Below are 21,941 nucleotides of genomic sequence, written 5' to 3'. Positions count from 1 at the left end.
GACGATCTTTTGATCTAGGCCGGGGCCATTTCCTGCGCCAAGCCGAGAAACGCTGCCGGCAGGCGGGCGCCTTTGCGCTCTTTGAGGCAGTACAGGTATTCGGGGATCTGCGGGGCGTTTTCGAGGGTCAGCACCCGCAGTTGCGGATCATGGGGCACTTCCTGGCGGGCGATGATGCTGATGCCGATGTTGCGCAGCACCGCTTCACGAATCGACTCACGGCTGCCGATCTCCAGCAACGGGCCAAAACTCACTCCGGCAGTCGCCAGCAACTCTTCAGTCAGGCGACGGGTGGTTGAGCCAGTTTCACGCATCAGCAAGGTATGCCCGACCAACGCACTCAGCGGCACATGATCATGCACCGCCAGCGGATGGTTGCGGTGCACCGCCAACACCAGCGGATCGCTGCCCAGCACGCGGCGGATCAACCGTGGGTCTTCGAGTAATTGCGAGGAAGCGGCGATGTCGACCCGGTATTCCTCAAGGGCTTCGAGCACCTGCTGGGAGTTGCCGATTTCCACCGAGACTTCCACCTGCGGCAGGCGCTCGCGGAAGGTTTTCACCAGGTCGAGGATGTAATACGGCGCAGTGGCGGCAATACGCAACGCGCCCTGGACCTGGCCGCTGTTACGCAGGAAAAACTCGATATCGGCTTCCTGTTGCAACAGCGCTTTGACCATCGGCAGCAACCGCGCACCGTCCTCGCTGACCGTCAGCCGACGACCGCCGCGATAGAACAGTTCAACCGAGTACTGGCTTTCCAGATGACGAATCTGGGTGGTCACCGTGGGTTGGCTCAGGCCGAGCTTTTTCGCCGCGAGGGTAATGCTCCCCAAACGCGCGACCCTGTAAAAAGCCTTCAGCTCGGCACTCAGCACTTAACCCTCGCATCGATTATTTGCGCAACAGGCGCAGACCGTTGAACACCACCAGCAGGGCCACGCCCATGTCGGCGAACACCGCCATCCACATGGTGGCGAGACCCACGAAGGTTACCCCAAGAAAGACCGCTTTGATGACCAACGCCAAGGCGATATTTTGCGTGAGGATATTCGATGTCTGCCGCGACAACCGAATAAACGCCGGTATTTTTCGCAGATCATCGTCCATCAGGGCGACATCGGCGGTTTCAATCGCTGTGTCGGTGCCAGCAGCGGCCATGGCAAAACCGATCTGTGCACGAGCCAGCGCCGGGGCATCGTTGATGCCGTCGCCGACCATCCCGACCCGATGCCCTTGAGCGTACAAGGTTTCGATGGCCTTGAGTTTGTCGGTCGGCAGCAGGTCGCCCCGGGCCTGATCGATACCCACCTGGGCGGCAATCGCCCGAGCGGTGTGCGGGTTGTCGCCGGTCAGCATCAAGGTCTTGATACCCAGTTCATGCAGCTGCCGGATAGCTTCGCGGCTGGATGCCTTGACCGTATCGGCCACGGCGAACAGCGCCATCGGGCCAGAGGTATCGAGCAACAGCACCACGGTCTTGCCCTGTTCTTCGAGGGCAAACAGTTTCTCTTCCAGCGCTGGCGAGCACAGGCCCAGTTCTTCCACCAAGCGGTGATTGCCCAAGTGGTAAACCTGACCATTGATCTCACCGCGCACGCCACGGCCGGTCAGCGCTTCGAAGTTATCCACAGCGAGCAGCGTCAGCTGTTTATCCACAGCCGCGTTGGCGATGGCCAGCGATACCGGGTGATCCGAACGCCCGGCGAGGCTGGCGGCCAGAACCTGCGCGGTGTGTTCGACCGTGGGGGCCAGGGACAGGTAATCGGTCTGCACCGGTTTGCCGTGGGTGATCGTGCCGGTCTTGTCCAACGCCAGGTAATCGAGCTTGTGACCGCCCTCCAGGTACACGCCGCCCTTGATCAGGATGCCTTTGCGCGCCGCCGCCGCGAGACCGCTGACGATGGTCACCGGGGTGGAAATCACCAGTGCGCAAGGGCACGCGACCACCAGCAGCACCAGTGCGCGGTAGATCCAGTCGAACCACGCCGCGCCCATGAACAGCGGCGGAATGAGCGCCACGGCCAAGGCAAAGATGAACACCACCGGCGTGTAGATTGTCGAGAAGCGATCGACGAACCGCTGGGTCGGCGCCCGCGCGCCTTGGGCAGCTTCCACGGCATGAATGATCCGCGCCAGGGTCGAGTTGTTGGCGGCGGCGGTCACTTTGAATTCCAGCGAACCGGCCTGGTTGATGGTCCCGGCGAAGACTTTGTCGCCGACGGCTTTCTCGACCGGCAGGCTTTCACCGGTGATTGGTGCCTGGTCGATGGTCGAGCTGCCGGACAGCACTTCGCCATCCAGACCAATACGCTCGCCGGGACGAACCCGCACTCGCGCACCGAGATCGATACTTTTCGCTTCACGTTCGATCCAGCTACCGTCTCCCTGCTGCACGGTGACCTTTTCCGGGGTCATCTGCATCAGCCCGCTGATTGCATTGCGCGCGCGGTCCAGGGATTTGGCTTCGATCAGCTCGGCCACGGTGAACAGGAACATCACCATCGCCGCTTCCGGCCATTGGCCGATCAACACCGCACCGGTCACCGCGATGCTCATCAGCGCGTTGATGTTCAGGTTGAGGTTCTTCAGGGCGATCCAGCCCTTTTTGTAGGTGCCCAAACCACCGCTGAGGATCGAAATCAGCGCAACGATGGCCACCACCCAGGTCGGCGCGGCGCTGGTGAAGTGAATCACCTCGGCAGCCAAAGCCCCGACGCCCGACACCGCCAACGGCCACCAGGGCTTTTTCACCGGAGCCGGACGACTGTCATCCGCCTCGGTGCCCTCCCCGATCGGCTCGGCCAGCATGCCGATGGACTTGATGGCGTCGATGATCGGCGCAGTGCTCGGTAGGTCGTGGGTCACGCCCAGCACGCGATTGATCAGGTTGAATTCCAGTTGCTGCACACCCGCCAGCTTGCCGAGCTTGTTCTGAATCAGCGTCTGCTCGGTCGGGCAGTCCATGGCGTCGATGCGAAAACGGCTCAGGCGTGCGCCATCGGTCGGTGTTTCACTGAGTTTGATCAATGAAGGCGCCGCCGTGCTGGAGCAGCAAGAACCGCCGTGACTGGCGTGATCGTGTTTCTGAACCGGCTGAAGCTTTGGCCCGTGGCTGTGATCGTGATCAGCGTGGGGTTTGAGGGTGTGCTGGGAATCGCTCATAAGGTCGCGTCCAAAAAGGTGCCTGTTGCCAAGTGAACACCCTGTAGCCACTATAGGGTCAAGCAGCCAATCGGAGAGGATTGAAATGAAGATCGGTGAATTGGCGAAACTGACCGACTGCCAGGTCGAAACCATCCGTTATTACGAGCGCGAAGGCTTGTTGCCGGAACCGGCCCGCAGTGAGGGCAATTACCGCTTGTACACCCAGGCCCACACCGAGCGCCTGACCTTCATCCGCAACTGCCGCACCCTCGACATGACCCTTGAAGAAATCCGCAGCCTGCTCAGCCTGCGTGACAGCCCACAGGATCAATGCGAAAACGTCAACGCGCTGATCGACGAGCACATCCACCACGTCAAGGCGCGGATCGACGGCTTGCTGGCGTTGCAGACACAGCTATTGGAACTGCGCCAAAGCTGCAGCGAACGGCCGGATATCGAACAGTGCGGAATTTTGCAGCAATTGGAAGTCAGCGGCGGCGTGGTGGCGAGCGAAACCGAGCATTCCCATGTCGGCCGAAGCCACGGGCATTAAGCCGTCCGGCGTAGCAGCAGCAGAAGCATGGCTAAAGCGGCCAGCACCGCGCCTGTGATGAACGTACTGTGCGCGCCTACGGTTTGCCACAGCCAGCCTGCAAGAACGCTGGCGAGCAACAGGAAGACGCCGCTGATCAGATTGAATATGCCGAACGCCGTGCCCTTCAGCTCGTTGGGGGCGGTGTCGGCGATCAGTGTGGCAAGGATGCCTTGGCTGAAACCCATGTGCAGCCCCCACAGGGCTACGCCCAGCATCATCGTCAGGGTCGAATGGCTTTGAGCGAGCACCAGATCCGCCAGCACCAACAGCCCCATACCGAGGCCAAGCAATTTCGTGCGGCTGATGCGATCGGACAACCAGCCGGCCGGGTAGGCGGACACCGCGTAGAACCCCGACATGACCACCATCACCAGCGGCACCCAGGTGGCTGACAAACCGGTCTGCTGCGCCCGCAACACCAGAAACGCTTCGCTGAAACGCGCCAGCGTAAACACCCCTCCGACGACAACCACCCACCAATACCCGGACGAGAAGTCGTGAAGGACTCGCCAATGAATGGGTGATCGGAAGGTGTGTTTGCCGGCAGCGTGCCCGGGCTCTTTTACGCCGGTGAAAATCAGCGCCACCGCGATGATCGCCGGGATGACGGCGAACCAGAGCACTGCCTGGATATCGGCGAACCAAAGCATCAGCGCGATGGCCAGCGCAGGGCCGACAAGGGCGCCAACGGTGTCCATCGATTGGCGCAAGCCGAAACACGCACCGCGAATTTCCACGGGCGAGATGTCCGCCACCAGAGCATCGCGCGGCGCGCCACGAATGCCTTTGCCGATACGATCGAGAAAGCGCGCGGTGAACACCACTTCCACCGAGTGAGCCAGCGGGAATAACGGCTTGGACAGCGCAGCCATACCGTACCCTAATAACAACAAGCCTTTGCGCCGACCGATAAAGTCGCTGATCGCACCCGAGAAGACTTTGACCAGCATCGCCGTCGCCTCGGCGATGCCTTCGATCACCCCGACCGTCAGCGCGCTCGCGCCCAGGGTCGTGACCAGAAATACCGGCAGAAGGCTGTGCACCAGCTCGGACGAAACATCCATGAACAGGCTGACAAAGCCCAAGGCCCAAATCGTCCGCGGAATACGCAGAGGGTGCGGTCTGGCCTGATTCACCTGTTCACCCTGTCGTGCTCCAAGGCCTTATCGGCGGCTATGAAACAGATACCAGAGCCCTAGACCCTACGGCTGGGTTTTGGAAAGACTCGCTGGTACACGCGTTCAAGAACGTCGAGCAGATGCTCGCCAAGTTGCCTGAAGCCCAACACTTCCCGCACCAGCCAGGCGCTTGCCAGCGAAACCAGCAACGACCCGGCAATATCGAATGGAAAGTGCACGCCCAGGTAGACACGCGCCCAGCCAACCAACGCACCCAGCAGCAGGACCAGCAGGCCCAACTTGCGCAGCGCTGCCAGCATCAATGCAAAGGCTAGCGTGAACATCACTGTAGCGTGGTCGCTGGGGAAGGATGACTCAGCGGCATGCGCCAGGAAGTTTTGCCCCAGCCCCAGCATGAAGGGACGCGGGTGGAACCAAAAGCTGCTGATCAGCAGATTGCAGCCCAGTGCGACGACAATACTCAGCGTCGCAGTGACCGCCACCGCCCGCTGCTGGCGTGTCCCGCGCAACCACAATCCGATCAGCAAAAGCGGTACGCAGAAGATCAGCCACTGCGCCAGAAACATTGCCAAAGACCGCATGGGCGCCGAGGCATCCGCGCTGGCGTTGATCGCCATAAACAGGCTGCGATTGAGTTCTTCCACAAATAGACGCCATTCAGATCATCAGAAAACCCCGCGCCGCGATAACGCGGTGAGCGGTACTTATCATAGTAGTTGCAATCGCCCGGACAGTCGGAGCACTCCGCCATCCGGGCTTCAGGCGTTTGACGCCTGTTGTGCCACACGTCCTGCTGCCATACGGCAAGTCAGCGACCGGGTAAAACTCGTCGTCAATTCGAGCGTTCGACAGTGTCGGACTGCGCTTTCTGACTGCTCGCTACAGCCTGCGCATGTTCAGACTGCTGATAGTGAACCATCGCCACATCGCGTGCGGCGTCCATTCGGGCCTGAACCTTGTCGCCGCCGCCTTCAGCCATCGCAGCCACAGAAGCGCACATCAGGGAAACGACCAAAAATGCTTTCAGGGATTTCATCGGGAACTCTCCAGTAGTTGGGCTCTGCCAGACCGTTTATTGGCTGACTGGAGCTCATCCTATAGGGCGCTATTTATCGGCCCTTTCCCCGGGAGATGAATTTTCTGACAGGTAGGTTTTCAGATTCGCCCCACTCGCGTAGGAGCTGCCGCAGGCTGCGATCTTTTGATTTGGCGGATGCCGTTTAAAAGATCGCAGCCTGCGGCAGCTCCTACGAGGGCAGCGGGGGATTTAGACTGCCATTGGCGCGGTCATGGGGGCGTGGTGTTCGTAACCTTCCAGCGAGAAGTCGCCAGGTTCGATCTGTTCCAGCCACTCCGGCTGATACACACCCGTCTTCGCAAATTCCGGCACGCGCTCGGAAATCATCAGTTTTGGCATCGGGAACGGCTCGCGTTTGAGCTGTTCGTTGAGCATGTCCAGGTGGTTTTCGTAGACGTGGGCGTCACCGATGAAATAGGTGAACCAGCGCGGCGTGTAACCGGTCAGACGACCGATCAGGCTCAGCAGCGCGGCGCCTTCGGTGAGGTTGAACGGCGTGCCCAGACCCAGGTCGTTGGAGCGAATGTAAAGCGTCAGGGAAATCTCCTTGGTCTCGACATTCGGGTGGAACTGATACAGCAGATGGCATGGTGGCAACGCCATTTCATCAAGCTGGGCGCAGTTCCAGCCGTGGAACAGGATACGGCGGCTGCCCGGGTCCTTGATGATGGTGTCGACACACTGGCGAATCTGGTCGATCGCCTTGTACAGCACCACATAGGCCTGGCCGTCTTCTTCACCTTCAGCGATCTGCCGATAACCCTGGCTCAGCGTCTGCTCGATAGCGGCCTGATTGCTGACCGGGATCTGCTTGTACGCCGGCCATTTACGCCATTGCACGCCGTAGATCTCGCCCAGGTCGTCTTCGCCCTGACGGAACGGGTTGGCCAACCACTGAGCGTTTTCATTGGCATTCTGGTCCCAGACCTTGCAGCCCAACGCACGGAACTCAGCCGCATTGTTCACGCCGCGCAGGAAGCCGCACATCTCGCCGATCGCCGATTTGAAGGCCATCTTGCGGGTGGTGATCGCCGGGAAACCTTCTTTCAGGTCATAACGCAGCATCGCGCCAGGAAAGCTGATGGTGTTCACGCCGGTACGGTTGGCTTGCTTGGTGCCGTTCTTGATGACGTGGGCGACCAGATCGAGATATTGCTTCATGAATTACCTGTGTCCTTGAACGCAGGGCCTGAGCCCTGCGATCCGAATGTAGAGCGCGGCGCCTTAAGACGCCGGAGTAGCGGGAGCTGCCGGGGCGCGGTTGTACGCCAACCAGATCAGGAACAGCCCGCCGATGATCATCGGGATGCACAGAATCTGCCCCATGGTCACCCAGCCGAACGCCAGGTAGCCGAGTTGCGCATCTGGCACTCGCACCAGCTCGACGACAAACCGGAAGATCCCGTAGAACAGCGCAAACATCCCGGAGACCGCCATGGTCGGCCGCGGCTTGCGCGAGAACAGCCAAAGAATGACGAACAGTGCCACGCCTTCCAGGGCGAATTGATACAGCTGCGACGGGTGACGCGGCAGCTGCGCCGGGTCGCTGAACGGCGGAAAGATCATTGCCCACGGCAGGTCAGTCGGCTTGCCCCACAACTCGGCGTTGATGAAGTTACCGATACGCCCGGCACCCAGGCCGATCGGCACCATTGGCGCGACGAAGTCCATCAGCTGGAAGAACGACTTGCCATTCTTTTTACCAAACCACAGAGCCGCCAGCATCACGCCGATAAACCCGCCGTGGAACGACATGCCACCTTTCCACACTTCAAAAATCAGCGTCGGGTTGGCCAGGTAAGCGCTCAGATCGTAAAACAGCACATACCCGAGCCTGCCGCCGACAATCACGCCCATCGACATCCAGAAGATCATGTCGGAGAGTTTCTCTTTGGTCCAGGTCGGGTCGAAGCGGTTCAACCGACGCGACGCCAGCATCCAGGCGCCGCCAATACCAATCAGGTACATCAGACCGTACCAGTGGATTTTCAGCGGGCCGATGGCCAGGGCCACCGGGTCAATCTGCGGGTAAGGCAGCATTGCGACTCCTCGTTAGAGTTGAAACGTAATATTCCTGGCGCGACCGTGCCACGCCGGGATTAAGCCAGGATTGCGTCGCCGTTCCAGGCAAAAAGAGCTCAAAGCAAAAAGCTCAAACCCACGCAAAACAGCAACGCGGCAAACAGTCTTTTCAGCAAACGCGGTGACAGCCTGTGGGCCAGTCGCGCACCGATGCGGGCAAAGACCATGCTGGTCAGGGCAATGCCCAACAGCGCCGGTAAATAAATAAACCCGAGACTATGGGCTGGCAGGCGTGGATCGTGCCAGCCCAGAATCATGAAACTTAATGCACTTGCCAAGGCGATCGGCAGGCCGCAGGCCGATGAGGTAGCCACCGCTTGCGGCATCGGCACACTGCGCCAGGTCAGGAACGGCACGGTCAACGAACCGCCGCCAATCCCGAAAATCGCCGAGGCCCAACCGATTACACTGCCGGCCAGGGTCAGACCGAGTTTGCCGGGAACCGTTCGGCTGGCCTTGGGTTTGACCTCCAGCGCCAGCTGCACGGCAATGATCAACGCGAACACGCCGATGATCTTCTGCAAGTTCGGTCCCGAAATGGCTTCAGCCGTCAGCGCGCCAAAACCCGCGCCGATCAGAATCCCGAGAGCCATCCAGACAAAGATCGGCCAGCGCACCGCGCCTTTGCGCTGATGTTCGCGCACTGCATTGACCGACGTGAAGATGATTGTCGCCAACGACGTGCCGACTGCCAGATGAGTCAGCACCGACGCATCAAACCCCTGCAAGGTGAAACTGAACACCAGCACCGGAACGATGATGATCCCGCCACCCACCCCAAACAACCCGGCCAGCACGCCTGCGCAGGCGCCCAGCAGCAGATAGAGCAGAAATTCCATGACTGCATCCCAAAATAAGTGCCGCATGGTAACGGATGCATGGCCTCAAGCTCCACTGGATGGCGATGGATACCCGCCGGTTCTGTGCGTAGAGTGGGCAAAAAAAGCAACGAGGGATCATCCCATGTGCTTGATTGTCTTCGCTTGGCGGCCGGGTCACGCAACGCCGCTGATCGTTGCGGCTAACCGCGACGAGTTCTATGCGCGCCCCAGCCTGCCGCTGGCGCAATGGCCCGAAGCGCCGCAGGTGTACGCCGGGCGCGACCTGGAGGCGGGTGGCACTTGGCTGGGCATTGGCGCCGATGGGCGCTTCGCTGCATTGACCAACATCCGCAACCCGCACCAGCCGCCGGCGCGTAAATCACGAGGCGAGCTGGTGGCGCGGTTTCTCACGGGTGAATGGCCGATTTCAGAGTATTTGGCCGACGTTGTCGACAGATTACCGGAATATGCCGGGTTTAATCTGCTGATCGGCAACCCTCATGAGCTGTGGCATTACAACGCGCGCGAGCCTGGGCCAGTAGCACTGCAATCCGGGATCTATGGGTTATCGAATGCCGGACTTGATACGCCGTGGCCGAAGGTGCTCAAGGCCAAGGCGGCGTTGAGTGAAGTACTGGCCGACCCGCAGCCACAGGCCTTGCTGGCCCTGTTAGGCGACTCGCAAACGGCGGCGTTCGCCGATTTGCCGGATACCGGGGTTGGGCTGGCGACCGAGAGTTTGTTGTCGAGCGTGTTTATTGCCAGCCCCATGTATGGCACGCGAGCGAGTACCGCGTTGATAGTACAGGCGGACGGGACACGGCATATGGTCGAAAGGAGTTTCGGGCCGTATGGCGGACATTTAGGGGAGGTTGAGGTGAATGTTTAAAGATCGCTGCCTGCGGCAGCTCCTACGTGCGGACGCAAATCCTGTAGGAGCTGCCGAAGGCTGCGATCTTTGATCAGAGGGGCTTGATCGCCGCCGGGTTAATCATCCGTGCCAACCCAAGGTTCTTCAGCGCCAGTTGCAGCGAGCTGTGGATCACCTGCGGGTTGTCGATGGTCATCAGCTCGGCGAGCAGATCCTTGGCCCAGCTCAGGTTGACCTGGCGCAGCATCCACTTCACTTTCGGCAAGTTGGTGGCGTTCATCGACAAGCTGTCGAAACCCATCGCCATCAACAGCACCGCCGCCGCCGGATCACCGGCCATCTCGCCGCAGATACTCACGGGCTTGCCTTCGGCATGGGCATCGCGCACCACGTTTTGCAGGGCTTGCAGCACCGCCGGGTGCAGGTAATCGTAAAGGTCGGCCACCCGCGGGTTGTTACGGTCGACGGCCAGCAGATATTGGGTCAGGTCGTTGGAGCCAACCGACAGGAAGTCCACCTGCCGCGCCAGCTCCTTGGTCTGGTACACCGCCGCCGGAACCTCGATCATCACGCCAACCGGCGGCATCGGCACGTCGCAGCCTTCATCGCGAACTTCACCCCAGGCGCGGTGAATAAGATGCTGTGCTTCTTCCACTTCATGAGTGCCGGAGATCATCGGCAACAGAATCCGCAGGTTGTTCAGGCCTTCGCTGGCCTTGAGCATGGCGCGGGTCTGTACCAGGAAGATTTCCGGGTGATCGAGGGTCACGCGAATCCCGCGCCAGCCGAGGAACGGGTTGTCTTCCTTGATCGGGAAGTACGACAGTGACTTGTCGCCACCGATGTCCAGGCTGCGCATGGTCACCGGTTGCGGATGGAAGGCCGCCAGTTGCTCGCGATAAATCGCCAGCTGCTCCTTTTCGCTCGGAAAGCGCTGGTTGATCATGAACGGCACTTCGGTGCGGTACAGACCCACGCCTTCGGCACCGCGCTTCTGCGCCCGCGCCACATCCGCCAGCAGGCCGGTGTTGACCCACAGCGGCATACGGTGACCATCGATCGTCACGCATGGCAGATCGCGCAGTGCGTCCAGCCCCAGCGCCAGCTGCTTCTCTTCTTCGACCACCTCGGCGAACTGCTTGCGCAGTACGTCACTCGGGTTGGTGTAGACCTCGCCGTGGTAGCCGTCGACGATCATCTGAATGCCGTCGACCTTGGAATACGGCAGGTCGACCAGGCCCATCACCGTCGGAATGCCCATGGCTCGTGCCAGGATGGCGACGTGGGAGTTACCGGAACCGAGTACCGACACCAGACCCACCAGCTTGCCTTCCGGCACCTCGCCGAGCATTGCCGGCGTCAGTTCTTCGCTGATCAGAATGGTGTTGTCGGGGTAGACCAGCGTCTGCTGACGCTCTTCCTGTAAATAGGCGAGCAGGCGGCGACCAAGGTCTTTGACGTCCGAGGCGCGCTCGCGCAGGTAGGCGTCGTCCATCAATTCGAAACGGTTGACGTGATCGGTGACCACCTGACGCAATGCGCCCTGGGCCCATTGGCCGGTCTTGATCACGGCGGTCACTTCGCTACCCAGCGAAGCGTCGTCGAGCATCATCAGGTAAACGTCGAACAGCGCCCGCTCTTCCGGCCGCAATTGCGTAGCCAACTTGGCGGACAGCGCACGCATGTCGGCGCGCACGCCTTCGATGGCGGTCTTGAACAGCCCAAGCTCAGCGTCGATGTCAACGATGGTTTTGTCAGGCACCACATCCAGATCGGCCGGCGGCAGCATGACCACCGCAGTACCGACCGCCGCACCGGGCGAACCGGGCACGCCGACAAACTTTGCTTCCTGAATGCCTTTGCCCTGACGCCCCAGACCCCGGATCGAACCGGTGGCCTCGGCATGGGCGATAACGCCCGCGAGCTGGGCGCTCATGGTCACCAGGAAGGCTTCTTCACCTTCGTCGAACTGACGACGTTCTTTTTGCTGGATGACCAGCACGCCGACGACGCGGCGGTGGTGAATGATCGGAGCACCGAGGAACGAGGCATACCGCTCTTCACCGGTTTCGGCGAAGTAGCGATAGCGCGGGTGATCCGCGGCGTTTTCGAGGTTAAGGGGTTCTTCACGCGTGCCGACCAGGCCAACCAGACCTTCGTTGGGTGCCATGCTGACTTTGCCGATCGAGCGCTTGTTCAAGCCCTCGGTGGCCATCAGCACGAAGCGGTTGGTTTCGGGGTCGAGCAGGTAGACCGAGCAGACCTGGCTGCCCATGGCCTCTTTGACGCGCAACACAATAATCCCCAACGCCGCCTTGAGATCCTTGGCGGAGTTAACTTCCTGGACGATCTTGCGCAGCGTATTGAGCATGGCTCGGGGTCGAACTCCGTCGTCAGTCGCGCGCTAAAAGGCGCGGGGCAAGCTCTTTGAGAGCGCGGCGATAAACCTCGCGCTTGAATGTCACCACCTGGCCCAACGGATACCAATAACTGACCCAGCGCCAGCCATCGAATTCCGGTTTACCGGTCAAATCCATCCGCACCCGCTGCTCGTTGGAGACCAGGCGCAGGAGAAACCATTTCTGTTTCTGGCCGATGCACAGCGGTTGGCTATGCGTTCTGACCAAGCGTTGCGGCAAACGATAGCGCAACCAGCCCCGGGTGCAGGCGAGAATTTCAACATCTTCGCGCTCCAGACCCACTTCTTCGTTCAACTCGCGGTACAAGGCGTCTTCCGGCGTCTCCTGAGGATTGATACCACCTTGAGGAAACTGCCAGGCATCTTGATTGATACGGCGAGCCCATAGCACCTGGCCAGCATCATTCGTGAGAATGATCCCGACATTGGGGCGGAAACCATCGGGGTCGATCACGGCAACAACCTCGCAAACGCATGTCGTCGCATTGTTCCACAAAGGTCGTGAAGGCGGCAACGAAGCTTCCTACGTTATGTGCACTCTTGTGAAAAGACCGTATTCTGGACACCTTTTTACAGACTTTTCAGCGAGTAACTGCAATGCGTCTGGCTTTATTCGACTTGGACAACACACTTTTGGGCGGCGACAGCGATCACGCGTGGGGCGACTACCTCTGTGAACGGGGATTTCTCGACGCCGTCGCCTACAAAACGCGCAACGATGAGTTCTATCAGGACTACCTGGCCGGCAAGCTGGACAACGCCGCGTACCTGAACTTTTGCCTGGAAGTACTCGGGCGTACCGAGACGGCCGTGCTGGACGAGTGGCACCGCGACTACATGCGCGACTGCATCGAACCGATCGTGCTGCCCAAGGGCCTCGAGTTGCTGGCCAAACACCGGGCGGCTGGCGACAAACTGGTGATCATCACCGCCACCAACCGCTTCGTCACAGGTCCCATTGCCCAGCGTCTGGGTGTCGAAACGCTGATTGCCACCGAATGCGAAATGATCGACGGCCGCTACACCGGACGCAGCACCGACGTACCGTGCTTTCGTGAAGGCAAGGTGACGCGCTTGAATCGCTGGCTGGAAGAGACCGGCTTGTCACTCGAAGACAGCTATTTCTATAGCGATTCGATGAACGATCTGGCGCTGCTGGAGGAAGTGACAAACCCGGTGGCCGTGGACCCGGACCCGAATCTGCGCGCTGAAGCTGAAAAGCGTGGCTGGCCGGTGATGTCGTTGCGCGACTGAACATCAAAAGATCGCAGCCTGCGGCAGCTCCTACAGACATGCCACGCAGGAGCTGCCGCAGGCTGTGATCTTTTACCGGTTAAACCGGCTTGGCGCCCATCAACCCGGCAATCGCGATAAAACAGACAAAGCTGAACAACGCCAAGGCAAACGTAAACTTGCCGCTGCCCCCCGGTGCAGTGCGTAGCGTGTTAAGCCGCACCAGCAGCCAGAACACCGCCAGCGCGCCGACGGTGTAGATCATGCTGGAAACCAGAATCCAGGTCTGCCCCAGCGGCCAGCCCACCAGATGCACCATCCACCATCCCGTGAATGGCATGCTCAGCAACGCCAGGCCCATCACCAGCCAGACAAACACCCACGGCCGTTGCAAGGTGCGCGCGGGCGCCGTCGCGTCACCATTGCGGCGAGTGCGCCAGACCCAGATCGCCAGACCCAGTGCACCGGCCAGCAACAGCACCGTTGCCAGGACATGGGCCACTTTCAGGGCGGTTAACGTTTCCATGGTTCAATTTCCTTATGGACTGCCCATCAGCGTAGACGCTCAGCCAAGGAACAGCTGATACGCCGGGTTGTCGCTCTCATCCCAATACGGGTAACCGATTTCTGCCAGCGCCGCCGGCACCAGATGACGCTCTTCGTGCGGCACTTGCAGGCCCGCGACCACCCGACCATCGGCCGCGCCGTGGTTGCGGTAGTGGAACATCGAGATGTTCCAGCGCCCGCCAAGCTTGTTGAGGAAGTTGAACAACGCCCCCGGACGCTCCGGGAATTCGAAGCGCAGCACCACTTCATCGACAACATGCGCCGCACGGCCACCCACCATGTGGCGAATGTGCAACTTGGCCAGTTCGTTGTCGGTCAGGTCGAGCACCGGGAAGCCCTGCTCGGTCAGACTGGCGACCAGCGCGCTGCGTGGATCGTTTTCCGGGTGCGTTTGCACGCCAACAAAGATGTGCGCTTCGCTGCCGGTGTTGTAGCGGTAGTTGAACTCGGTGATCTGGCGTTTGCCGATGGCTTCGCAGAACGCCTTGAAGCTGCCCGGTTTCTCCGGGATGGTCACGGCGATGATCGCTTCACGGCCTTCACCCAGCTCGGCGCGTTCGGCGACATGGCGCAAGCGGTCGAAGTTGACGTTGGCGCCGGAGTCGATGGCCACCAGGGTCTGCCCGGTCACGCCATACAGTTCGACATACTTCTTGATCCCGGCCACGCCCAAGGCGCCGGCAGGCTCAGTGATCGAGCGGGTATCGTCGTAAATATCCTTGATCGCCGCACAGATCTCGTCAGTGCTGACGGTGATGACTTCATCAACGTAGTCTTTGCAGATTTCAAAGGTGTGCTGGCCGATCTGCGCCACCGCCACGCCATCGGCAAAGATCCCCACGGTCGGCAGCACCACACGCTCGCCCGCCGCCATGGCCGCTTGCAGGCAGTTGGAGTCGTCCGGCTCGACGCCAATGATCTTGATCTCGGGCCGCAGGTACTTCACGTACGCCGCGATCCCGGCAATCAGGCCGCCTCCGCCCACCGGAACGAAAATCGCATCAAGCGGACCCGGGTGCTGGCGCAGAATCTCCATCGCCACGGTGCCCTGCCCGGCAATGGTGTGCGGATCATCATAAGGGTGGATGTAGACGTAACCCTTTTCGTCGACCAGTTTCAGCGAGTAGGCCAAGGCTTCCGGGAAGGAATCCCCGTGCAGCACCACTTTGCCGCCGCGTGAACGCACGCCTTCGACCTTGATCTCCGGGGTGGTCTTGGGCATGACGATGGTCGCTTTCACGCCCAACACCTTGGCCGCCAGCGCCAGGCCCTGTGCGTGGTTACCCGCCGAGGCGGTGACCACTCCACGGGCGCGCTCTTCATCGCTCAATTGGGTCAGCTTGTTGTAAGCGCCGCGAATCTTGAACGAGAACACCGGCTGCAAGTCTTCGCGCTTGAGCCAAATAGTATTGCCCAGCCGCTCGGAGAGCTGGCGAGCAGTCTGCAATGGGGTTTCTACGGCAACGTCATAAACGCGCGAGGTGAGGATCTTCTTGACGTACTGTTCGAGCATCGGAAAGCATCACTGAGCGGGTTGGGCAGGGCCAAGGAGTCTAACCCGGCTTTCGGCCAGGCGACCACACTAAACAGATGGTGTTAAGGACGCCGGAAAAGATCGCAGCCTTCGGCAGCTCCTACAGGCTGCGATCTTTTGACCCGCCAATCGGACAATGACCTTCCCTGCCCCGGCGCTTATAATGCCGGCCTTTCCGTTCTCCCTTGCCCGCTTTCGGAGCCCGCATGACCCAGGATCAACTCAAACAGGCAGTAGCCCAGGCCGCCGTCGACTTTATCCTTCCCAAACTTGACGATAAAAGCATCGTTGGCGTGGGCACCGGCTCCACCGCCAACTGCTTCATCGATGCGCTGGCCCTGCACAAGGGCGCGTTCGACGGCGCGGTTGCCAGCTCCGAAGCCACCGCCGCGCGCCTCAAGGGCCACGGGATTCCGGTGTATGAGCTCAACACTGTCAGCGACCTGGAGTTCTACGTCGACGGCGCCGATGAAAGCGACGAGCACCTGAACCTGATCAAGGGCGGCGGCGCAGCCCTGACCCGCGAGAAAATCGTTGCGGCCGTGGCCAAGACCTTCATCTGCATCGCCGACGCCAGCAAACTGGTGCCGGTCCTGGGGGCTTTCCCACTGCCAGTCGAAGTGATCCCGATGGCCCGCAGCCACGTGGCCCGCGAGCTGGTGAAACTGGGCGGCGACCCGGTTTACCGCGAAGGCGTGTTGACCGACAACGGCAACATCATCCTCGACGTCTTCAATATGCAGATCACCAACCCGGTTGAACTTGAGACGCAGATCAACGCCATCGTCGGCGTGGTCACCAACGGCCTGTTCGCCGCCCGTCCGGCAGACGTGCTGCTGCTGGGCACGAGCGAAGGCGTGAAAACCCTGCGCGCATAAACGCAAAAAGCCGCAGGACATTACGCCTGCGGCTACGGGTGTCTCCCCAGATCCCTAGCGAACACTACTGCTGAAGCTGCCGGCGCCCGGCAGTTCCAGCACCAGCTCATCGCCAACGTTCAACGGACCCACGCCGACCGGGGTGCCGGTCATGATCACGTCACCGGCCTGCAGCGAGAAACAGCCGGCCATGTGCTGGATCATCGGCACAATCGGGTTGAGCATCGCGCTGCTGCTGCCGTCCTGACGAACTTCACCATTGATGGTCAGGCGGATACCAATGTCGGTCAGGTCCGGGAAGGTGCTGCTGACCACGAACGGTGCCAGTACGCAGGCGCCGTCGAATGACTTGGCGATTTCCCACGGCAGACCTTTGGATTTCAACTCGGCCTGCTTGTCGCGCAAGGTCAGGTCCAGCCCCGGGGCAAATCCGGAGATCGCATCCAGCACTTCTTCGCGGCTCGGTTTGGTCGACAAGGGCTTGCCGATCAACACGGCGATTTCTGCCTCGTAGTGCACCGAGCCACGCTCGGTCGGAATCGCAAAACCACCGTCCAGCGGCACCACGCAACTGCCCGGCTTGATGAACAACAGCGGCTCGGTCGGCACCGGGTTATCCAGTTCCTTGGCGTGTTCGGCGTAGTTACGCCCGATGCACACCACTTTCCCGATCGGAAAATGGATACGCGTACCGTCGACATACTGGTGCTGATAGCTCATTACCGACTCCCTCATTGATTCATCAGGTACAGCGGGTTCAAACAGCGAAAATTTTGCCCGGGTTCATGATGCCGTTCGGGTCGAACACCGCTTTGACGGCTTTCATGTATTCGATTTCAACCGGCGAGCGACTGTACGTCAGGTAGTCACGCTTGGTCATGCCCACGCCGTGCTCGGCGGAGATCGAGCCGTTGTACTTCTCGACGGTTTCGAACACCCACTTGTTGACGGTCGCGCACTTGGCGAAGAACTCATCCTTACTGAGGTTTTCCGGTTTGAGGATGTTCAAGTGCAGGTTGCCGTCGCCGATGTGGCCGAACCAGACGATTTCGAAATCCGGGTAGTGCTCACCGACGATCGCGTCGATTTCCTTCAGGAATGCCGGGACTTTCGAGACTGTGACCGAAATGTCGTTCTTGTACGGCGTCCAGTGGGAAATGGTCTCGGAGATGTATTCGCGCAGCTTCCAGAGGTTTTGCAGCTGCGATTCGCTCTGGCTCATCACGCCATCGAGCACCCAGCCTTCTTCAACGCAGTGCTCGAAAGTTTCCAGCGCATGGTTGGCCACTTCTTCAGTGGTCGCTTCGAATTCCAGCAGCGCGTAGAACGGGCAATCGGATTCGAACGGCGCCGGCACGTCGCCGCGCGCGAGGACTTTGGCCAGCGCCTTATCGGAGAAGAACTCGAACGCGGTCAAGTCGAGCTTGCTCTGGAACGCGTGCAACACCGGCATGATCGAGTCGAAGTCGGCAGTGCCGAGAACCATCGCGGTAAGGTTTTTCGGAGCGCGATCAAGGCGCATGGTCGCTTCAACCACGAAACCCAGGGTGCCTTCAGCGCCAATGAACAGCTGACGCATGTCGTAGCCGGTGGCGTTCTTGATCAGGTCGCGGTTCAGTTCCAGCAGGTCACCCTTGCCGGTCACGACTTTCATGCCAGCGACCCAGTTACGGGTCATGCCGTAGCGAATAACCTTGATCCCGCCGGCATTGGTGCCGATATTGCCGCCAATCTGGCTGGAACCGGCGGAAGCGAAGTCCACCGGGTAGTACAGGCCTTTTTCTTCGGCCACGTTCTGCAAGTGCTCGGTGACCACGCCCGGCTGGCAGACCACAGTGCGGTCGGTCAGGTTCACGTCGAGAATCTGGTTCATATAGTCGAAGGACACGACCACTTCGCCATTGGCCGCCACGGCAGCAGCCGACAGTCCGGTGCGTCCGCCAGACGGCACCAGCGCAATCTTGTGCTCATTCGCCCAGCGGACGATGGCCTGGACCTGCTCGGTGGTCTTGGGGAACACGATAGCCGTCGGGGCCGGGGCGAAATGCTTGGTCCAATCCTTACCGTAAGCATTCAGGGAGTCGGCATCGGTCAGTACCTTGCCAGGCTCAACCAGGGTCTTCAGCTCTTCAATCAGGGCGGGATTGGTCATCGACAGAACTCTCGAACATTTCATGGTCATCCTGAGTACGCTTCACGTCGTAGGAATGAGTGTTTACGGGGTGCATATGCTAGCATACCGACCCCGCAGGGTAGTGCCCAAAGGCTATTCTGCGGTAACGGCATTCTTGCCGTTCGGGTCAGCCTCTGTTGACCATTTCCTGCCATTTTTCTCCGGGACACAGGTTTACGCAGATGAGCAAGACTTCTCTCGATAAGAGCAAGATCAAGTTCCTTCTTCTCGAAGGCGTCCACCAATCGGCTGTCGACGTCCTCAAGGCGGCGGGCTACACCAGCATCGAGTACCTGACGGGTTCTCTGCCGGAAGCCCAGCTGAAGGAAAAGATCGCTGATGCTCACTTCATCGGCATTCGCTCCCGCACTCAACTGACCGAAGAGATCTTCGATCACGCGAAGAAACTGGTGGCTGTTGGCTGTTTCTGCATCGGCACCAACCAGGTCGACCTCAACGCTGCTCGCGAACGCGGCATCGCTGTCTTCAACGCACCGTACTCCAACACCCGTTCGGTGGCCGAACTGGTGCTGGCTGAAGCGATCCTGTTGCTGCGCGGCATCCCTGAGAAAAACGCTTCCTGCCACCGTGGTGGCTGGATCAAAAGCGCGGCCAACTCCTTTGAAATCCGCGGCAAGAAGCTGGGTATCGTCGGTTACGGCTCGATCGGCACACAACTGTCGGTCCTGGCTGAAGGCCTCGGCATGCAGGTTTACTTCTACGACACCGTGACCAAGCTGCCACTGGGTAACGCCACCCAGGTCGGCAACCTGCACGAGCTGCTGGGCATGTCCGACATCGTGACCCTGCACGTACCGGAAACCGCTGCCACCCAGTGGATGATGGGCGAGAAAGAAATCCGCGCCATCAAGAAGGGCGGGATCCTGATCAACGCCGCTCGCGGCACCGTGGTCGAGCTGGACGCCCTGGCGGACGCGATCAAGGACAAGCACCTGATCGGCGCGGCCATCGACGTATTCCCGGTGGAGCCACGCTCCAACGACGAAGAGTTCGAAAGCCCGCTGCGTGGCCTGGACAACGTGATCCTGACCCCGCACATCGGCGGCTCCACCGCTGAAGCGCAAGCCAACATCGGCCTGGAAGTGGCTGAAAAGCTGGTCAAGTACAGCGACAACGGTACGTCGGTGTCCTCGGTCAACTTCCCGGAAGTGGCCCTGCCGGCTCACCCTGGCAAGCACCGTTTGCTGCACATCCACCAGAACATCCCGGGTGTGATGAGCGAGATCAACAAGGTTTTCGCCGAAAACGGTATCAACATTTCCGGTCAGTTCCTGCAGACCAACGAGAAAGTCGGCTACGTCGTGATCGACGTCGACGCCGAATACTCGGACCTGGCGCAAGAGAAGCTGCAGCACATCAACGGCACCATTCGTTGCCGCGTGCTGTTCTAACGCTCAAGCGTCAATGAAAAGGGAGACCCTCGGGTCTCCCTTTTTCATGCCTGGAAAAACTTACTTCACGGTCACGGTGATCTTTTTCGAGATGATCGGCGGATCGAACGGCACGTGATTTTTGTCGCCCAGTTCCAGTTGCAAGGTGTGTTTGCCCGGCGTCAGGGTCACGTCGGTTTCGGTCTGGGCTTTGCCGAAATGCAGGTGGTTGGCGTCCGCCGGGATCGGCATGTTCTCGGCCGGCAATTGGGCGACGTCGATCAGCAGGTGGTGGTGGCCGGTATGTGCGGTCTGATCGCCGGCCGGCGCCAGGGCAATGTTTTCAACCGCGAATCTGACCTTGAAGGTTTTATCCACGGTCGCACCGTCCGCCGGGGAAACGATATACACCTTCGCACCCTCAGGGGCCTTGGTGCGGGGGACATCCGCGGCGCTCGCCAGCATCGAAGCGCTGAGCATCAGACCGGCGAGAACTGCACGTGACATAAAGGTTTTCATTCTTTTCTCCAGTTTTGAACTTAATCTCTACGGTTGTGACAACTTCGTAGCAATTCGTTGTCGAAGCACCTCAACACCATAGCAAAGCGCACCGAAACAGCGCGTCGCACATAATGAATTCAAGGAGTGACCATGCGCTTTCTGCCTGGCCTGATACTGTTGCTGCCCCTTGTGAGCCCTTTTGCTCATGCTGAACTGATCGACGATATAAACGACCGTGGCGAGTTGCGCATTGCGCTTGAAGCCAACACACCACCGTTCAATTTCAAGGAAGACGGCAAGCTCAGCGGCTTCGAAGTCGAACTGGGCCAACTGCTGGCCAACGAACTGGATGTGCGCGCCGACTTCGTTGTCACCGATTCAAGCGATCTGCTGCCGGGGGTCGAGAGCGGCAAGTACGACGTCGCCATCAACCACATAGCACTGACTCCGGAACTCAAGGATCGTTTCGACTTCAGCGAGCCTTATAGTTATTCAAGCGCACAATTGATCGTGCGCCAGGAAGAACAACGCCCGCTCGGCACTTTGCTGGAGCTCAAGGGCCAGTCCCTGGGGGTGGCGCAAGGCAGCCAGTTCGTCGAACAGGCGCGAGGCGTTGAAGGCATTGACCTGCGCAGCTATCCCGACGCGCAGCAGCCGCTCAAAGACGTGGCAGACAAACAGATCGACGCAGCCATCAGCGATCGCTTGCTGATCCCCTACGCCATCCGCGACAGTCGTCTACCGGTGAAAGAAGGTGCCAAGGTCGGTCCGACCCTGAGCCTGGCGATTCCGTTTCAGAAGGGTAACCCGGCATTCCAGGCCAGCCTCGACCGAGCCCTGCAACGGATCAAGGCAGACGGCCGATTGATGGCGCTGTCGGAGAAATGGTTTGGCATGGACGCGAGTCAGCCGCCGATACCTTAAGGCCTGCCGTACCGTAGGAGCTGCCGCAGGCCGCGATCTTTCCTGCCGACAACGCATGGCAAAGATCAAAAGATCGCAGCCTTCGGCAGCTCCTACGGACTGACGTTTAACGCAGCCAGTGCGATAGCAGCCTCAGCCAACTCCAACTCGCTGAACACCTGCACCCCATTGCGGATCAGCAAGGCAGCGGTGACGCCCTCGCCGCTGACTTTGACCCCGCTGAAGGTCCCGTCATAGGTCAGCAGGTTGCCGCAGGACGGGCTGTTGGCCTTGAGCACGGCGATACGGATCGCGTGTTTTTGCACCCGTTCCAGTGCCTGATGGGCGCCCGAAAGAAACTCGGCGCTGACATCCTCGCCCTCGGCCGTGATCACCCGCGCTGTACCGTCGAGCACCTGAACCCCTTGCCCGCCAGGAATCTCGGCCGCCGCCCGTGGCGTTGGCAAACCGCCCGCGACTTCCGGACACAAAGGGATCACCCGACCTTCGGCGATCCACTGTTCCAGCTGATTGAACGGCCCACTGGCCCCGCCGTCGTAACGCACACGGTGGCCCAACAGACAACGACTCACCAGAATTTTCTGCATG

22 protein-coding genes are annotated in these 21,941 nt (G+C 60.1%); 6 read left to right on the top strand and 16 right to left on the bottom strand.

All coding sequences use genetic code 11. From position 1 onward, the window contains the following. Positions 1 to 14: 14 nt before the first annotated feature. Together BLL42_RS15750 and BLL42_RS15745 are read right to left on the bottom strand one after the other, a co-directional pair. Entirely contained in the window at positions 15 to 878 is an 864-nt protein-coding gene (locus BLL42_RS15750) for a LysR family transcriptional regulator (RefSeq protein ID WP_071552927.1), read from the bottom strand. A gap of 16 nt (positions 879 to 894) precedes the next feature. Further along, positions 895 to 3,165, bottom strand: coding sequence for a heavy metal translocating P-type ATPase (locus tag BLL42_RS15745; RefSeq protein WP_071552926.1), 2,271 nt, complete (start codon positions 3,163 to 3,165; stop codon positions 895 to 897). An 85-nt stretch (positions 3,166 to 3,250) separates the two neighbouring features. Between BLL42_RS15745 and cadR the strand changes: the two genes are divergently transcribed. Then, complete coding sequence (cadR, locus tag BLL42_RS15740; protein WP_071552925.1) at positions 3,251 to 3,700, top strand: Cd(II)/Pb(II)-responsive transcriptional regulator; 450 nt, start codon at positions 3,251 to 3,253, stop codon at positions 3,698 to 3,700. On the opposite strand, the gene BLL42_RS15735 is transcribed toward cadR, so the two are convergent. From BLL42_RS15735 to BLL42_RS15710, 6 genes are all read right to left on the bottom strand, one after another. Next, on the bottom strand, positions 3,697 to 4,878 hold the full coding sequence (locus tag BLL42_RS15735; protein WP_071552924.1) for an MFS transporter: 1,182 nt from the start codon (positions 4,876 to 4,878) through the stop codon (positions 3,697 to 3,699). The two genes, cadR and BLL42_RS15735, sit on opposite strands and share 4 nt — an antisense overlap. A gap of 59 nt (positions 4,879 to 4,937) precedes the next feature. Beyond that, positions 4,938 to 5,525 carry an undecaprenyl-diphosphatase gene (locus BLL42_RS15730; RefSeq protein ID WP_071552923.1) on the bottom strand — a complete coding sequence of 196 codons (588 nt, stop codon included), beginning with the start codon at positions 5,523 to 5,525 and terminating at the stop codon, positions 4,938 to 4,940. A gap of 188 nt (positions 5,526 to 5,713) precedes the next feature. Further along, on the bottom strand, positions 5,714 to 5,917 hold the full coding sequence (locus BLL42_RS15725; RefSeq protein ID WP_019694124.1) for a co-regulatory protein PtrA N-terminal domain-containing protein: 204 nt from the start codon (positions 5,915 to 5,917) through the stop codon (positions 5,714 to 5,716). A gap of 231 nt (positions 5,918 to 6,148) precedes the next feature. Beyond that, positions 6,149 to 7,120 (bottom strand): thymidylate synthase, encoded by a 972-nt coding sequence (locus BLL42_RS15720; protein WP_071552922.1) that lies wholly within the window; start codon positions 7,118 to 7,120, stop codon positions 6,149 to 6,151. A 63-nt stretch (positions 7,121 to 7,183) separates the two neighbouring features. Beyond that, complete coding sequence (gene lgt / locus BLL42_RS15715) at positions 7,184 to 7,999, bottom strand: prolipoprotein diacylglyceryl transferase (protein ID WP_071552921.1); 816 nt, start codon at positions 7,997 to 7,999, stop codon at positions 7,184 to 7,186. A 98-nt stretch (positions 8,000 to 8,097) separates the two neighbouring features. Next, positions 8,098 to 8,880 carry a sulfite exporter TauE/SafE family protein gene (locus BLL42_RS15710; protein WP_071552920.1) on the bottom strand — a complete coding sequence of 261 codons (783 nt, stop codon included), beginning with the start codon at positions 8,878 to 8,880 and terminating at the stop codon, positions 8,098 to 8,100. A gap of 124 nt (positions 8,881 to 9,004) precedes the next feature. On the opposite strand from BLL42_RS15710, the gene BLL42_RS15705 reads away from it, so the two are divergent. Continuing rightward, complete coding sequence (locus BLL42_RS15705; RefSeq protein WP_071552919.1) at positions 9,005 to 9,751, top strand: NRDE family protein; 747 nt, start codon at positions 9,005 to 9,007, stop codon at positions 9,749 to 9,751. Positions 9,752 to 9,824: 73 nt separating this feature from the next. Here BLL42_RS15705 and ptsP read toward each other — a convergent pair whose 3' ends face one another. Then, positions 9,825 to 12,104: a phosphoenolpyruvate--protein phosphotransferase gene (gene ptsP, locus BLL42_RS15700; protein ID WP_071552918.1), complete on the bottom strand. Its 2,280-nt coding sequence runs from the start codon at positions 12,102 to 12,104 to the stop codon at positions 9,825 to 9,827. Positions 12,105 to 12,126: 22 nt separating this feature from the next. Beyond that, complete coding sequence (locus BLL42_RS15695; protein WP_008064982.1) at positions 12,127 to 12,606, bottom strand: RNA pyrophosphohydrolase; 480 nt, start codon at positions 12,604 to 12,606, stop codon at positions 12,127 to 12,129. 143 nt (positions 12,607 to 12,749) lie between these two features. On the opposite strand from BLL42_RS15695, the gene BLL42_RS15690 reads away from it, so the two are divergent. After that, a complete protein-coding gene (locus BLL42_RS15690) occupies positions 12,750 to 13,406 on the top strand; it encodes a histidinol-phosphatase (protein WP_071552917.1) in 657 nt (218 codons plus the stop codon). A gap of 79 nt (positions 13,407 to 13,485) precedes the next feature. Here BLL42_RS15690 and BLL42_RS15685 read toward each other — a convergent pair whose 3' ends face one another. Beyond that, a complete protein-coding gene (locus tag BLL42_RS15685) occupies positions 13,486 to 13,911 on the bottom strand; it encodes a DUF2269 family protein (RefSeq protein WP_071552916.1) in 426 nt (141 codons plus the stop codon). A 39-nt stretch (positions 13,912 to 13,950) separates the two neighbouring features. Next, positions 13,951 to 15,465 carry a threonine ammonia-lyase, biosynthetic gene (gene ilvA, locus BLL42_RS15680; protein ID WP_071552915.1) on the bottom strand — a complete coding sequence of 505 codons (1,515 nt, stop codon included), beginning with the start codon at positions 15,463 to 15,465 and terminating at the stop codon, positions 13,951 to 13,953. A gap of 227 nt (positions 15,466 to 15,692) precedes the next feature. Here ilvA and rpiA point away from each other — a divergent pair, with 227 nt between their 5' ends. Continuing rightward, a complete protein-coding gene (gene rpiA / locus BLL42_RS15675) occupies positions 15,693 to 16,364 on the top strand; it encodes a ribose-5-phosphate isomerase RpiA (protein ID WP_071552914.1) in 672 nt (223 codons plus the stop codon). A 54-nt stretch (positions 16,365 to 16,418) separates the two neighbouring features. Here rpiA and BLL42_RS15670 read toward each other — a convergent pair whose 3' ends face one another. Next, positions 16,419 to 17,084 carry a fumarylacetoacetate hydrolase family protein gene (locus BLL42_RS15670; RefSeq protein ID WP_071552913.1) on the bottom strand — a complete coding sequence of 222 codons (666 nt, stop codon included), beginning with the start codon at positions 17,082 to 17,084 and terminating at the stop codon, positions 16,419 to 16,421. Positions 17,085 to 17,121: 37 nt separating this feature from the next. Next, a complete protein-coding gene (locus BLL42_RS15665; RefSeq protein ID WP_071552912.1) occupies positions 17,122 to 18,516 on the bottom strand; it encodes a D-2-hydroxyglutarate dehydrogenase in 1,395 nt (464 codons plus the stop codon). Between the two features lie 203 nt (positions 18,517 to 18,719). Between BLL42_RS15665 and serA the strand changes: the two genes are divergently transcribed. Next, positions 18,720 to 19,949, top strand: a complete 1,230-nt coding sequence (serA, locus tag BLL42_RS15655; protein ID WP_071552911.1) for a phosphoglycerate dehydrogenase — start codon at positions 18,720 to 18,722, stop codon at positions 19,947 to 19,949. Positions 19,950 to 20,009: 60 nt separating this feature from the next. On the opposite strand, the gene BLL42_RS15650 is transcribed toward serA, so the two are convergent. Further along, entirely contained in the window at positions 20,010 to 20,447 is a 438-nt protein-coding gene (locus BLL42_RS15650) for a DUF4399 domain-containing protein (protein ID WP_071552910.1), read from the bottom strand. A 132-nt stretch (positions 20,448 to 20,579) separates the two neighbouring features. On the opposite strand from BLL42_RS15650, the gene BLL42_RS15645 reads away from it, so the two are divergent. Then, on the top strand, positions 20,580 to 21,353 hold the full coding sequence (locus BLL42_RS15645) for a transporter substrate-binding domain-containing protein (RefSeq protein WP_071552909.1): 774 nt from the start codon (positions 20,580 to 20,582) through the stop codon (positions 21,351 to 21,353). A 92-nt stretch (positions 21,354 to 21,445) separates the two neighbouring features. Here BLL42_RS15645 and BLL42_RS15640 read toward each other — a convergent pair whose 3' ends face one another. Next, positions 21,446 to 21,940: a 2-thiouracil desulfurase family protein gene (locus BLL42_RS15640; RefSeq protein WP_071552908.1), complete on the bottom strand. Its 495-nt coding sequence runs from the start codon at positions 21,938 to 21,940 to the stop codon at positions 21,446 to 21,448. Position 21,941: the final 1 nt, after the last annotated feature.

It is taken from the genome of Pseudomonas frederiksbergensis (assembly GCF_001874645.1).
Taxonomy (GTDB): domain Bacteria; phylum Pseudomonadota; class Gammaproteobacteria; order Pseudomonadales; family Pseudomonadaceae; genus Aquipseudomonas; species Aquipseudomonas frederiksbergensis_B.
The sequence above is the reverse complement of the archived record's forward strand: the minus strand, read 5'-3'. Positions and strand labels throughout refer to the sequence as shown.